We start from the raw sequence: 12,937 nt of genomic DNA, 5'->3' as shown, positions 1-12,937 counted from the left end.
GGGGTAGGTTCCGCCGGTGTTGACGCGGGCAGGCATGAACGCAGAGAAACGAATACCCGAACTCGACGGACTGCGCGGCTGCGCGATCCTCCTGGTCACTGTTTGGCACTCGGTGATGCTGATCGATCCCACGAAGGGTGCGATCAGCGACCTGATATGGAGGTTCTCGATCTTCGGCCAGTCCGGCGTCGACCTGTTCTTCGTCCTGTCCGGATTCCTGATCGTCGGCATTCTGAGTGATCACAGGGAGAGCGGCAGCTATTTTTCCACCTTCTACGCGCGACGGGCCCTTCGAATCCTGCCGCCCTATCTCATCCTGATCCTCGGCTTCTATCTGCTCACACGGATCTTCGGCACGGGCTACTACCTCGGCTCGCAGGTTCCGGTATGGGCCTTGCTGACGTTCATCCAGAACTGGTTCTTCGTCTCGACCCAGGGAGCCGAGGCCGCGACCATCACCGGCACATGGTCGCTGGCAATCGAAGAGCAGTTCTATCTCGTCATTCCCCTTCTCGTCTGGTGCGTGCCGCGCCGACATCTGCTCTCCATCCTGCTTGCAATCGGCCTCGCCTCCGCTTCTGCGCGTGCCTTCTATTTCTGGGCCAATCCGAGCGATCTGTATGGGCCTTACGTGATGACACCGCTGCGCCTCGACGGCCTTGCAATCGGAGCAGTGATTGCCGTCGCTTACCGTAGCGACGCCGTGCGGGTCAGGATTTTCGCGCAGATCAAGGCGATCCGATGGACGTGCGTGCTGCTGGCATCGGTCGCGCCCTTCTATGCATGGTCGTTGCGATCGGCCACGGGTCACCAGGTGCTCTATTATGTCGCATCTCTATCTGGCCTTGATGTACGGCCTCATCCTGATCCTGGCGACGCAGCCTGGAGACGGAAGAACGAAATCGCTCCTGCGCTCCAGGGTGCTCGGGTTCTTTGGAATGATCAGCTATTCGCTGTACCTGTTCCACACGCCGGCCAAGGGTGTGGTTTTCTACCTGTTTCGAGGATCGGTGGAACGATTGCAGACGGTATCAGATGCGATGCTCATGATCGTCTCCGCAGCCGTGGCCATCCTGTTCTGTCTCGCACTCTATCGGTTCGTCGAGAGGCCGGCCCAGCTCCGTGGCAAGACGTTCCACTATGATTCAAACGCGCAGGATTCAAACCTGGTCGCGATCGAGAGACGCTGAGGATCGCCTGTGTGTGCACGCCTCCGTGCACATTCATGATTATTCGACATCACTCTACCTCCGATTGTTTCAGGATATTGCAATCGAGACGCGAATGCCTCGAATGCGCCGCATTCCAGCAATGTACATTGACATTCTTTAAGTTGTCCGACCGTTCCGCTTACGCCCTACTGACTGCCCCTTGCATCACCCCGGCTGAGTCGAGAATGAAACACCTGCTGCTCACTGCGGCAATCATGTTGACGACGGTGCCGGCGCACGCTGAGTCCAGCTACGTCTTCGACATGAAAAACGGGCTGGCGCCGTGGGCATCGTGGATGCCGGTCGAACGCACGCCGGACGGCGTGCAGATGAAACTGCCGGGAACGCTGGACGCCAATCATCTGGATGGCATCGGCCCGTTGTGGCTGCTTGCACATCTGCGCGTCACCGCAGTCGGAGGACCAGAATCCGTCGATTTCGACCAGTCCGAGCTCACGAACCGGCTCCGCGCTCACACCTGCTGAACGGAGCCCGACCGCTCTGGTGGTTGACGAGGCAGTTACCGCGGAAAGACACCGATCCCGATTTCCCCCGGCAGGAGACCGATTGGGCCCTGACGTGCTGCGACCTCGCGGGGGCAAGCAAGATTATTGTGGAGCGGTAGATCACGTGCAGAAGGCGATAACTGTCCCCGGGGCGCGGCTTGAATTGGCGAAGCTCTATTTATACGGGCTAGGCGTCCCCAGGGACCAAACGAAGGCGGTTCAGCTGCTGAAGACCGAACCGACCGCCGCGATCGCGGAAGTCAGCTACACGTTGGGCCTGGCCTACAGCCACGGCATCGGCGTCAAGCGCGACGAGACGAAGGCGATCTCCCTGTTCCGATACGCCGCCGAGCGCGGCCACGCCCACGCCATGCACGAACTGGCGCGGCTGCTGATCGATACAGATCCTGCCAAGGCCTATTATTGAACCGCCTGGCGCGCGATCGGCTTCCACCAAGCTTGGTCGGCGCAAAGAACATCATGCTCGACTGGAACATCCGGAGGCTGTCGTCGAACCTCTCGTCTCTGATGATCCTGTTCGAGAACTTCGAAATCAAGCGCTTCCAGCCCCTCCCCTGACAATTGGACGGGCTCGAAGCACTCGCTGCCCGGGAACGGCGATGGCGTCACATTGTGCTATTGGAGATCGGCAGCAGCCCCCCACCCCAACCAGCACGATCAGATGAACAGTTCTCCCGAAGATAAGGCAAGCCGGCCGGCCGTCTTCTTCGATCGCGATGGCGTCCTCAACAAGGACATCGGCTATCTGTTCGAAGCCGGCAAGTTGGTCTGGATCGACGGTGCGCGCGAGGCGGTGAAGGCCGTCAACGATCTCGGCTACTTCGCTTTTGTCGTGACCAATCAGTCAGGCGTCGCAAGAGGCCTCTACGAGGAGGCGCATGTCCGCGCACTGCACGACTGGATGGCGGATGAGCTCGCCAAGATCGGGGCCCGCATCGATGCCTTCGAATACTGCCCATACCATCCCGAAGGCACCGTGAAGCGGTATCGACAAGCGAGCGATCGACGCAAGCCCTCGCCGGGCATGATCACCGACCTGCTCCAGCGCTTTCCCGTCGACACCGGACGAAGCTTCCTGATCGGCGATCAGCCGACCGACCTCGAAGCGGCGCGCGCCGCCGGTCTGAAGGGTTATCTGTTTTCGGGTCACAATCTGGAACTGTTCCTGAAGCCGCTGCTGCCGACAGGCTGAGAGCGGCCGGCGCCGGGCCTGACCAAACGGTCAAGGTGCTTGAGGCCCGTGACGCGATCACCTACACAGCGGTCTCCAGATCACGACCGAAAGCATTTTTTTGACACGATGCCGTCCGAGCCCAAGCCCGACAAGCCGCCCCATCGGGAGACGTTCAAGAGGGTGATCATGGCGCCACCCAAGTCTGTCCGCCGGAGCCCAGCTCGACCGCAACCTATCTCGGCAAGATCGCGGGCGCCTTCGCGGCCGACTCGGAGCCGTCCTGTTATCGGCAATGAAGGGATCCGTGTCCCCCTCGGCTGCGAATCCGTTCGTGATCGAGCTGAGCAGCGAGCCGTCCGGAAAGCATGCCATCGTGTGGCGGGCGCTCGCCGTCGTCGCTCTCGCCGCTTCGATGTTCTATTCCGTGCTGCGACGGGCGCACAGGGACGACTTGGTGTTTTGCGTGACGACGCCCTTTACGCTGCCCTACGCCGTGGTGCTCGCCGCCAGATTGCGCGGCGCGGCGACCGCGCTGCTGATCTACGACCTGCCCCCCCAGGCGCTCGAGGCGGCCGGCTTCATCGGCGCGAGATCTCCGATCAACAGGCTGTTGCGCCTCTTCAACGGCATCGTGTTCAGGGCGCTGGATGGCATCGTGGCGGTCGGCCGCGATGTTCCTCCGCTGCTCGTGAAAATATCCTGGCGTTGCGCCCGAGAAGAACTGGCGCCATCCAATCAATTCAGGCCGCGCGACGCTGCGCATCGGTGGTCGGCCTGTCGGGCAATCTCGGATTTACGCACGATCCGCGCACCGTGTTCGAAGCTGCCAGAGTCCTCCGGAATGAAGCCAACATCCACTTCATGCTGTCCGGTTGGGGCGTGGGCTGGACCTGCTCAAGGACCTTCAGGCGGCCGAAAGGCTGCCCAACGTGACGCTGCTCGATCCTGTGTCCGCGGAGCACCTGACCGAGCTCCTGGCCGCCGCGAACGTCTGGACCATTGCCTATCGCCGCAAAATGGCCGGCGTCTCGATACCGAGCCGAGACACTGCGCTGGCGGGCTACCGCGACATGGTCGCAAGAATCCGGGCGAGCCGCTAGAGAGCGCTTTCGAGCGAGCCCCTAGAACTTGCGAACCAGCTCGATCACCTCGTCCTGCTGCTCACGCGTGATCTCGGCGAACATCGGCAACGAGAGGATCTGGCCCTGATCGAGATGCGCGTTCGGAAACTGCTCGGGACGATGGCCGAAGCGCGCATAGGCCGGCAGGAACGGCAGCGCCGTAGGGTAGTTGATCGCGGTCTGCACGCCGTTGGCGTTGAGGTGCGCCGCCAGCGCGTCGCGGCGCGGATGGCGGATCGTGTAGAGGTGGTAGACGTGATCGCGCGAGGACGCGACCTCGGGAACCACGATGTCCGCGATCTGGTTGAGGCCGGCATCGTAGATCTTCGCGGCATCTTGCCGCGCCACGGTCCAGGCGGCGAGATGCGGCAGCTTGGCCGAAAGGATGGCCGCCTGCATCCCGTCGAGCCGGCTGTTGACGCCCTCGATATTGTGCTGGTGCTTCACGAGGCCACCGTGGCGCGCCAGCATCGTCATGTGCTCCGCGAGCGCTGCATCGTTGGTGACGACGGCGCCGGCATCGCCCATCGCCCCGAGATTTTTGCCGGGATAGAACGAATAGGTCGCGACCTCGCCGAACGTTCCGACCATGCGCCCCTTGTAGCGGGCGAGATGCGCCTGTGCGCAGTCCTCGATCACCCAGAGCTCGTGCTTCTGCGCGATCGCCATGATCGCATCCATGTCGGCCGGCTGGCCGTAGAGATGCACCGGAATGATGCCAACCGTGCGCGGCGTGATCGCGGCCTCGATCGCCACCGGGTCGATCGTGAAGGTCGCGGCGTCGGTGTCGCAGAATACGACCGTCGCGCCCGAATGCGTGATCATCGCCGCGGTCGAGATCCAGGAATGCGCCGAGGTGATCACCTCGTCACCCGGCTTCGCCTTCATCGCCTTCAACGCGAAATAAAGCGCATCGGTGCCGTTGGCGCACGAGACGCAGTGTGCAACTTCGGCTGCTTCGGCGAACTCCCGCTCAAAGGCGTCGACATAACTGCCGCGGATGAAAGCATTGTCGCGAATCACGCCGGCGATTGCACGATCGATCTCGACCTTAATGGTCTGATATTGCAGTTGCAGGTCGGCAAACGGCACCGGCATCGGTCGTCCCCTATCGGCCCGCTAGAAGCCGTCGCGCGGGATTGCCAGCATAGGTGCCGGCCGTGGTGATGTCCTTGGTGACAACCGATCCGGCGCCGATGACGACATCATCGGCGATCCTGACCGGCATGATCGTGGCGTTGGACCCTATCGAAACCCGGTTTCCAATCGCGGTATCGCGCCACAACTCCTTGCGCCCCCGCGCCGGACCGCCCGTCGAGAACGTGTCGTTGACGAACATCACGCCGTGGCCGATGAAGCAGTCTTCACCGATGGCCACCAGCTCGCAAACGAAGGCATGCGACTGCACTCGCGTGCGCGCGCCGATCACGACGCCCTTCTGGATCTCGGTGAAAGGACCGACGAAGCAATCGTCTCCAATCCTGCAGCCGTAAAGGTTGCACGGCTCGACGATCTTGATACGCGAGCCGAACTCGACGTCCCGAACGCCGACCTGATGCACGTCCGGACGGTTCACGACGCGATACCCAGCCGGCCCAGCTTCGGCGTAAATCGCAGCGCTATTTCCTCACTGGTTTCAATCGACTCGTAGAGCGCGGAGATCAACTCCAAGCTCTTGCGGCCCTCGAGGCCGTCAACCAGCGCCGCGCGCTGGTTGACAAGGCAATCGACCACATGGTGGTAGTAGGCCTGATGGCCGAAGCCGTAAACATTCGGCGGATTGACCGAGAACTTCTCGACGACCTCCTTGTCCGACGGAAGCTCTTCGACAAAGCGCCAGTGCCGGATCTGGTTGACGGCGAAACCGGAGATCTCGACTGCCCCCCTCTCGCCGAGGATCGAGAGCGAGCCCTCGAGGTCGGTCGGCCGCGCGGCGGTCGTCGCCTCGATGATTCCGAGCGCGCCGTTGCGGAACTTCAGTGTTGCGACGGCGGTGTCCTCGGTTTCGATATTGACAAGCGCCGTGGTCGCGCGCGCATGCACGCTGACGACATCGCCGAAGAACCACTCCAGCATGTCAACATGGTGGCTCGCCTGATTGGTTAGCACGCCGCCGTCATAGGCCCAGGTGCCGCGCCAGCCGTCCTGATCATAATAGGCCTGATCACGGCACCAGCGCACGCGCACCGTGCCCAGGATGAGCTTGCCGAATCGCCCAGCATCGAGCGCCTCGCGCGCCTTGACAACAGGCACATTGAAACGGTTCTGCTTGACGATGAACATCTTGACGCCACCCTGGTCGCAGGCCCGGATCATGTCGTCGGCGTCCTGCAGCCGCAGCGCCATCGGCTTCTCGACAACCACATGCTTGCCCGCCTTGGCGCAGGCAATCACATGCTGCGGGTGCAAGCCACTCGGCGTCAGCACGGCGACTGCATCGATGTCCTTGCGCGCGAGAATCTCGTTAATGTCGTAGTGCGCCACAACTCCGAACTTCCCAGCGATCGCATCGGCGCGCGTGCGAATGGGATCGCAGACCGCCACGAGGCTCGCACCTTCAATATTATTGCCACCCAGTAGGTCGGAGTGACGCTTGGCGATGCGACCGCAGCCGAGCAAGCCAAATCTTATCATCGAAACTCCTAGAGGCGAGATCAAAGAAGAAACTGTAGAGCATGCGCACGATTTCGACCTGTCATATTCACAAAACTCTCGATAGATCAAGTCGATCAGGAAGCTTCGGGTCTGTTTCGCTGGCCATCTTCAGGCGCGGGAAAACGGCAGTTCCACGCTCAAGCCACTGCCCCTCTCGGATTGCTTGATATTTGCCTACACCAGGGCAGCATCGTATTTCGACGGCTAGCGTGTAGCAAGTACTGGAGCGTGCTTCCGCCTTCCGCCGAACTCACATCACTTAGGGGTTTGTTCAAACTTCCAAGGTCTTGCTCTTCAATAGCCTTGGTCCGACAATCTCGCACCCTGTCCCGGTGGGCCAAAGAACGATCATGAACAATCCGCCTGCCGTCCACCCAACCTCGGCGTCCCCGTGGTCGTAATTCCCGGTCGCCCTCGCTCTGCTTCTCTGCGTGCACATCGCAGCATGCTGCTTCTCTCTTGCCTATGCCGCAGACAGCTTTCGAGGCATCGTGGCTCGACAGTGGAAGCGTAGAGGCCGTCGTGCATTCCGTCGCCAAGGCGGGGTGCGATCTCGGCTTTATAGCGCTGAACACCGATGCCTTTGGGACTGCCAAAGTGATTTCGATCGACTATGCTGTGATGGAAAAAGCCGCGCACGCTGCCGTCGTGCCGGTTGTGGTCGGATGTCGGCCCACCACGCCACTTGGCGTACAAAACCCCGAGACTCTAACTGCCGCTGGATGAAAATTCAGTGGCAGGTCAGTGGCATGCAGTGTGGGAATTGTCGCAGAAGGATGGACAGGGCAACGCCTCGCAAGGCCCGGCGGTGTTCGAGGATTCCCGCAACTGCAGTGTCTCCACCGATAAAGCGCGCTGGTGGCGCTGAAAGGCGTCGATGATCTCGCCGTATTCGCGACCCAGGACGCCGTGTTGGTCTCGCGCCAAAAGGATGCCAACGGTCTGGAGCGCCTGGTGGCGAGCCTGACGACGACGGCACCACAGGTCACCGTAGATCACCTCAAGGTGCACCGTCCCTGGGGTAGCTACCAGTCGGTCAACAATGGCGAGCGACACCAAGTCAAGCGCAGCATCGTCAAGCCGAGCCGGCGTCCCTCACTGCAAAAGCACTATCATCGTTCAGAGCACTGGATCGTGGTGTGCGGCGCGCGGCGCGCGTAACCGCATGTCCGGGTCCTTGCACAGAGCGCCAACAACCCAAAATGGTCGCCAATTCGCTTGCCGCGGCAATATATGTAGCGGTCTCAAGTGTTATCCGGCTCTAGCTGAAAACCGTTGTCGCGGGCTGCATAGGCGCGAAGCATTGCTTTGGCGATGTGTTCGGGATTATGCCACCTCTTGACGTATCGACGCCCATCTTGCCCACGGGCTTCCCATTCCGATCGTCGGTCTAGAATGGCACCGAGGTCCTTGACGAGATTAGCAGGGGTTACGTGAAAGATCGGCATTTCTCGCCTCATAGCTTCGGGAACGAACCTCAAATCATTATCGCGAATGTAACAGGCGACAGGCTTGCCCATAGCCATCGTTTCGACGGCAAAACCTCCGTACCAACCCGCTAATACCTGATCGATCGCTAGGTCAGCGGACCGATAGAGAGCAAGAGCCTCCTCGTGCGTCTTTTTTTCTACCAAAATTAACTCGAAGTCATGACTTGATTGCAACTGTCTCAAGGCCTCCAAGATCATTGGGGTGCCTTTGATCGACGCATTGCTCGGAGCGTGGACAATTCGCGGCTTACCGAAGCGAGAAGGCGGTTCGACTGCGAATTTCTCGATTTCCACATTTGCGTAGGGCAGAAATTGGCCATTCGGTACGGCATGGCCGAGTTCCGGGTTGAGATAGAAGACGTGATCGAAAAGCGGTAGTACCTCGTTCACTAAGTAGCGGCGCCGGTTGTCGAGGATGTCGACACATCGCTGATACATATCGCAGTGCTCTGGAGCGCACATTGTCCAGGCATTTCTTGCGTTACCCTCCTTCGCAAGGCGGACATCACAACCTTGCAGGGTCATGAATAGTTTCTTGCCCAAACGGCGTGCTGCGCGAAGATCGCTCGTCGTTAGATAACTCAGGAATTTGTTCAGTGCTGCATTCTCAGAGAGGGGAAATCCCGGTGACAAGAACGTCTGGCCAAAATAGAAATGAAGGACGTCGTAATTCCATTGATGTCGTAGTCCGAAGCCGACGCTGCGCATTGCAGTCTCGCCAAATCGTGCTCCGAGCGGTGACAGTACTGTGTCTGCAGGGTATCTTAGCCACGTTTCGCTGCGCGTGACCAAATCGCTCGACGCGCCGAGACGACGTTCGGCGCGCGACAAGACCCAAGGTTGGTTACCCACGTTGACGGGGCCGTGTAGTATTCGCATTTTATACCGTTAGAGGTGTTCTATCGAGGCCAAGAATGTCTGGCTTGATATGGTTTCTTACTGAAGCTTCCTTGTAGCTTCTAAACAGTGCGCCTTCAGGTTTTTAATCCGGATCTTTAGCTCCGCGTTCAGGTGATGCGGTAGGCCTGCTGTTTCAACGTACAGCTCGCCGAGCCTAGCCGCGACGGCTTCCAAGCTATAGTGCTTTTCCACGACCATTGAGACCGATGGTTTGAAGATCAAAGTCGCCTTGCACGCACCTCTGCTCCGTCGTGCAGATGCAGTATTTGCCCCGTTGTGGGCACTCCTCACACAAATTCGGATGTCCTAGTTCCAATGTAGTAGTTCGGGTCCGAACATCGGCTGTGGCGGCTCTAGTGAGGCGCTTCCTTTTTTTGAAACCTGTAATTTATCATAACCGGCATGATAAGCCTCAATCCCGGCGAATGAACCGTTCGCCAACGAAGGGCGCTTCTCGGTCTACCTGTTGACGTTCATCGTGTGAACACGCTAGAAGTCGTTTTGAGCGGTGGTTGACAGGCATTGTGCTGGACCGGAATAGAGAGCTTCGGGGCGCCGCTCATGGCAGCGCCACTCGCTTTGCGAGCTTTCGATTTTGATTGGGCGGACGCGTGTGCGGCATATTTGGCCTTGTTAGCAAAATTGGGGCTGTCGATGTCGACCTGGTCGATCGGCTTACGGACCTTGTCGCTCACCGGGGCCCTGACGGTCGTGGCGTGAGGGTCTGCGGAAATGTTGGCCTTGGTCACCGGCGGCTGGCGATCATCGATTTGAGCGCGGGCGGCGCCCAGCCCATGCGGGATAGGCGCTATCCGATCTGGATCACCTATAACGGCGAGATTTACAATTACCTTGAGCTGCGCGGCGAGTTGCAGCGGCTCGGATTTGCTTTTGAGACAGGTTCGGATACCGAGGTCCTGCTCGCAGCCTATGTTTGTTGGGGCGAAAAGTGTCTCGATCGCTTCAACGGGATGTGGTCTTTCGCCATTTTCGATGAGCGTGACAACACGCTCTTTTGCGCGCGCGATCGCTTTGGTGTTAAGCCGTTCTACTATCTCGATACCGATAGCGAGTTCGCATTTGGGTCGGAGATCCGCCAACTGCTTCCGTTAATCGGGCGGCCGATTGCTGACGACGACCTCGTGAACGATTTCTTGGTTTGCGGCTTGACCGATCACACCAGTCGCACCTTTTTCAAGGGCATCGACAAACTTCTACCCGGGCATCTGATGCGCGTCGATGTCGCAACAGGGCGGCTGCGCGTTGAGCGTTATTATTCGCTCGCCACCCGCATCGTTGATGTCAGGCGCGATGAAGTGGCCGGTGCAGTGAGGGACCTGCTCGATGACGCAACGAAGTTACGCCTACGCTCTGACGTGCGGGTGGGAACTTGTCTCTCAGGCGGGCTGGACAGTTCGAGCGTCGCGACGCTTGCCGCACGGCACTACGCGCTGGGCTCCAACGAAGCCTTTTTTGCTATCACGGCTGTAAGCCAGCAGGCGAGCAACAACGAGATGAACTACGCCGCCGAAATCGCAACCAAGTCCAAGCTGAGCTGGTTATGCACCGAACCTACCTACGAAGATTTTGCGTCGACGGCAGCAAAATTGCTCGAAGTTCAGGAGGAGCCGTTTGGCGGTCCTTCGATCATGATGCAGTATCAGGTCATGCAGACCGCTCGCGCGAACGGCGTCATCGTCCTGCTGGACGGCCAGGGCGGAGACGAGACCTTGCTGGGATACCGCCGGTATTATGCCGCTTGGCTGCTGGAGTATTTGAGGCGCGACGGCATACGAGGGTTCTGTTCCGGATTTGCCGATGCTGTGAAGGCCGGTACGTCGATTGGCTGGCTAACTATATATCTGCTTGGCGTCAGTTCGGCTGGAATCCGGGAGGCCTTTTACCGCTGGCAGTACAGGTTTTTGAAGAAGCCGCAATTGCCGCAAGCTTTGCGTCGCTTTGCGCGCCATACGAGGGATGCGTTGGCGATGCAGATTCTGGAGATAACGGAATCGAACCTACCTATGCTGCTCAGATTTGAGGACAAGAATTCCATGCGTTTCGGCGTCGAGACGCGACTGCCGTTCCTGGACTATCGTTTCGTTGAATTTGCGCTTGGCCTTCCCCTGCGCGTAAAGCTGCATCGCGGCTGGACAAAGTGGCCACTCCGCGAGGCCATGCGGGACGAATTACCGACAACCATCCGTTGGCGAAAGGATAAAATCGGCTTCGCCGCACCCGACCAGCTTTGGCTCACCCGACATTCTCCCGTTATGTATGCTAAGGTAATGGACAGTCGTCTGCTGACCCGCTACGTCAATATGAAGGCGCTCAAAGGGCGCTTCCATCGTCTCGATCTCGGCATGCGTTGGAGGCTTTACTGTGTGGCGCTCTGGGGTGAGCACTTCGAGGTCGAAGCTTCATAAGGTTTGCAGCATCTCTTGACTCCAAGTCAATCAAACAGGACCGCGCGAGGGGACAGCAATGAAGAGTCCTGCCTTCGCAAGATAGGCCTTTTCCTTTTGCTAAAGCGAACATGAACATTTGGATGGTGCATCCTTTCGCGGGAGGACCGGGGCTCGGACGTCATTGGCGGCCGTTCTGGTTGGCCGATGCCTGGACAAAGATGGGCCATCGGGTGGTCGTGGTGAGCGCGGCCTTTCATCATCTGCATATGGAGCCACGAACTCCGGGAGCGCAGCGTATCGGGAGGGTCGACTTCTGGTTTCTGGATACGCCCCGGTATGGCAACGAAAGTCTGGGCCGGCTGCGGAACAACTTGTACTTCGGACCTCGCCTTCGCCTCAACGCGAACGGGATCGCGAATCTTTTCGGCAAGCCGGATCTTGTCATCGCCTCAAGTCCGCATCTTTTCTTCGTTCGGGCCGCTGAAAAAGTAGCTCGGAGGTTCAATGCTAAATTTTGGGTGGAAGTGCGCGATCTGTGGCCGAAGAGCATTGTCGCTCTCGGCATGACGCCGGCTTGGCATCCGCTCGTGAAGGTGCTCGCTTGGGAGGAGCGCCGCGCCTATCGGTCGGCAGACCATGTTGTTTGCCTGCTTGCCAATGCGGAAGTACATATGAGATCACGTGGGCTGGCGGCAAACAAGTTCACTTGGATCCCAAACGGGGTTTCCGATGAGGAGATACAAAGGGCCCTTGAGATCACGGCGGTAACGCATTCGCAACTCACTCGAATTACCCGAGCAAAGGCGCAGGGTCGGCGGGTCGTCTTTTATGCAGGCGGGATGGGTCCTCCGAATGCAATGGAAGTCATAGTCGATGCGGCCCGCGTTGCAGCCAAGACAAACCCGGACATCTCGTTTGTCCTGATCGGTTCCGGTGGCTCGCGGGAATCGCTTGAGCAGCGGGCCGCAGATCTGCCGAACGTCGAATTCTTGGACGAAGTAGATCGATCAGTTGTCCACGCCATGCTGCATGCGTCGGATTGTGCTGTCGTGTCATTCCACAAGAATTCACTTTATGATTACGGCATCAGCCCGAACAAGCTCTTCGATTATTGCTTGTTCGCGCCGCGCACCGTGATTGCGTGCGAGGCCACCGCGTTGTCTGGCCTTGGCGAGCTGGTGACTACAAGATGCGAGCCGGATGATGCTGCTGGGCTTGCCAGGGCGCTTGCATCCGCCCTTGCCGCCCCAGGGCGTCCGCCAGCTGAGCGTATCGCGGTCGCCAGGCGCTACAGCTATTCCGAGCTTGCGGCACGTTATTTGGCCTGAGGCGATGCCGCTGAAAATGAGGTCGTGGCAACAGCGTCGTTCTGTTGTAAGACCGTATGTCCTTTCTGGATGCCGGCGGTGAGGTGGTTCGCCCTACACTGGCGGTGTTGAACGAGGGTTGCT

General features: G+C 59.3%; 12 protein-coding genes and 1 pseudogene. 9 read left to right on the top strand and 4 right to left on the bottom strand.

The annotated features are described in order from the left end of the window. Positions 1-34: 34 nt before the first annotated feature. The 6 genes from JQ586_RS31510 to JQ586_RS31485 all read left to right on the top strand — a co-directional run bounded on the left by JQ586_RS31510 (position 35) and on the right by JQ586_RS31485 (position 4,012). A complete protein-coding gene (locus JQ586_RS31510; protein ID WP_212398531.1) occupies positions 35-1,144 on the top strand; it encodes an acyltransferase in 1,110 nt (369 codons plus the stop codon). 252 nt (positions 1,145-1,396) lie between these two features. Further along, the gene (locus JQ586_RS31505; RefSeq protein ID WP_212398530.1) at positions 1,397-1,696 is read left to right on the top strand and encodes a hypothetical protein; all 300 of its coding nucleotides are present in this window, start codon (positions 1,397-1,399) and stop codon (positions 1,694-1,696) included. Between the two features lie 145 nt (positions 1,697-1,841). Further along, the gene (locus JQ586_RS41365; protein ID WP_312017041.1) at positions 1,842-2,144 is read left to right on the top strand and encodes a hypothetical protein; all 303 of its coding nucleotides are present in this window, start codon (positions 1,842-1,844) and stop codon (positions 2,142-2,144) included. Then, the gene (locus JQ586_RS31495) at positions 2,141-2,296 is read left to right on the top strand and encodes a hypothetical protein (protein ID WP_212398529.1); all 156 of its coding nucleotides are present in this window, start codon (positions 2,141-2,143) and stop codon (positions 2,294-2,296) included. The genes JQ586_RS41365 and JQ586_RS31495 overlap by 4 nt, the downstream gene beginning before the upstream one ends. 103 nt (positions 2,297-2,399) lie before the next feature. Next, a complete protein-coding gene (locus tag JQ586_RS31490; protein ID WP_212398528.1) occupies positions 2,400-2,930 on the top strand; it encodes an HAD family hydrolase in 531 nt (176 codons plus the stop codon). Positions 2,931-3,784: 854 nt separating this feature from the next. Then, positions 3,785-4,012, top strand: a complete 228-nt coding sequence (locus JQ586_RS31485; protein ID WP_212398527.1) for a hypothetical protein — start codon at positions 3,785-3,787, stop codon at positions 4,010-4,012. Positions 4,013-4,033: 21 nt separating this feature from the next. Here the strand turns inward: JQ586_RS31485 and JQ586_RS31480 are convergent, their stop codons facing one another. The 3 genes from JQ586_RS31480 to JQ586_RS31470 are packed head-to-tail and all read right to left on the bottom strand — an operon-like array spanning position 4,034 to position 6,667. Continuing rightward, a complete protein-coding gene (locus tag JQ586_RS31480; protein WP_212398526.1) occupies positions 4,034-5,131 on the bottom strand; it encodes a DegT/DnrJ/EryC1/StrS aminotransferase family protein in 1,098 nt (365 codons plus the stop codon). Between the two features lie 10 nt (positions 5,132-5,141). Further along, positions 5,142-5,609, bottom strand: coding sequence for an acyltransferase (locus JQ586_RS31475; RefSeq protein ID WP_212398525.1), 468 nt, complete (start codon positions 5,607-5,609; stop codon positions 5,142-5,144). Continuing rightward, the gene (locus JQ586_RS31470) at positions 5,606-6,667 is read right to left on the bottom strand and encodes a Gfo/Idh/MocA family protein (RefSeq protein ID WP_212398524.1); all 1,062 of its coding nucleotides are present in this window, start codon (positions 6,665-6,667) and stop codon (positions 5,606-5,608) included. The genes JQ586_RS31475 and JQ586_RS31470 overlap by 4 nt, the downstream gene beginning before the upstream one ends. Before the next feature lie 552 nt (positions 6,668-7,219). On the opposite strand from JQ586_RS31470, the pseudogene cpsB reads away from it, so the two are divergent. Further along, positions 7,220-7,843: pseudogene (gene cpsB, locus JQ586_RS31460) on the top strand (mannose-1-phosphate guanylyltransferase/mannose-6-phosphate isomerase); the annotation flags it as partial. 89 nt (positions 7,844-7,932) lie between these two features. Here cpsB and JQ586_RS31455 read toward each other — a convergent pair. Continuing rightward, positions 7,933-8,886, bottom strand: a complete 954-nt coding sequence (locus JQ586_RS31455) for a hypothetical protein (protein ID WP_212398522.1) — start codon at positions 8,884-8,886, stop codon at positions 7,933-7,935. A 791-nt stretch (positions 8,887-9,677) separates the two neighbouring features. Here JQ586_RS31455 and asnB point away from each other — a divergent pair. Further along, positions 9,678-11,504, top strand: a complete 1,827-nt coding sequence (gene asnB, locus JQ586_RS31450) for an asparagine synthase (glutamine-hydrolyzing) (protein ID WP_212398521.1) — start codon at positions 9,678-9,680, stop codon at positions 11,502-11,504. A gap of 179 nt (positions 11,505-11,683) precedes the next feature. Further along, positions 11,684-12,814, top strand: coding sequence for a glycosyltransferase family 4 protein (locus JQ586_RS31445; protein ID WP_212398520.1), 1,131 nt, complete (start codon positions 11,684-11,686; stop codon positions 12,812-12,814). Positions 12,815-12,937 lie beyond the last annotated feature (123 nt).

Source organism: Bradyrhizobium jicamae (assembly GCF_018130215.1).
Classification (GTDB): Bacteria; Pseudomonadota; Alphaproteobacteria; order Rhizobiales; family Xanthobacteraceae; genus Bradyrhizobium; species Bradyrhizobium jicamae_A.
This window is presented reverse-complemented; position numbering and strand designations above follow the sequence as displayed.

Bases quoted from the DNA above. Each gene is read 5' to 3' on its own strand.
- JQ586_RS31510 (WP_212398531.1), top strand. From the start codon at position 35: ATGAACGCAGAGAAACGAATACCCGAACTCGACGGACTGCGCGGCTGC.
- JQ586_RS31505 (WP_212398530.1), top strand. From the start codon at position 1,397: ATGAAACACCTGCTGCTCACTGCGGCAATCATGTTGACGACGGTGCCG.
- JQ586_RS31490 (WP_212398528.1), top strand. From the start codon at position 2,400: ATGAACAGTTCTCCCGAAGATAAGGCAAGCCGGCCGGCCGTCTTCTTC.
- JQ586_RS31480 (WP_212398526.1), bottom strand. From the start codon at position 5,131: ATGCCGGTGCCGTTTGCCGACCTGCAACTGCAATATCAGACCATTAAG.
- JQ586_RS31470 (WP_212398524.1), bottom strand. From the start codon at position 6,667: ATGATAAGATTTGGCTTGCTCGGCTGCGGTCGCATCGCCAAGCGTCAC.
- JQ586_RS31455 (WP_212398522.1), bottom strand. From the start codon at position 8,886: ATGCGCAGCGTCGGCTTCGGACTACGACATCAATGGAATTACGACGTC.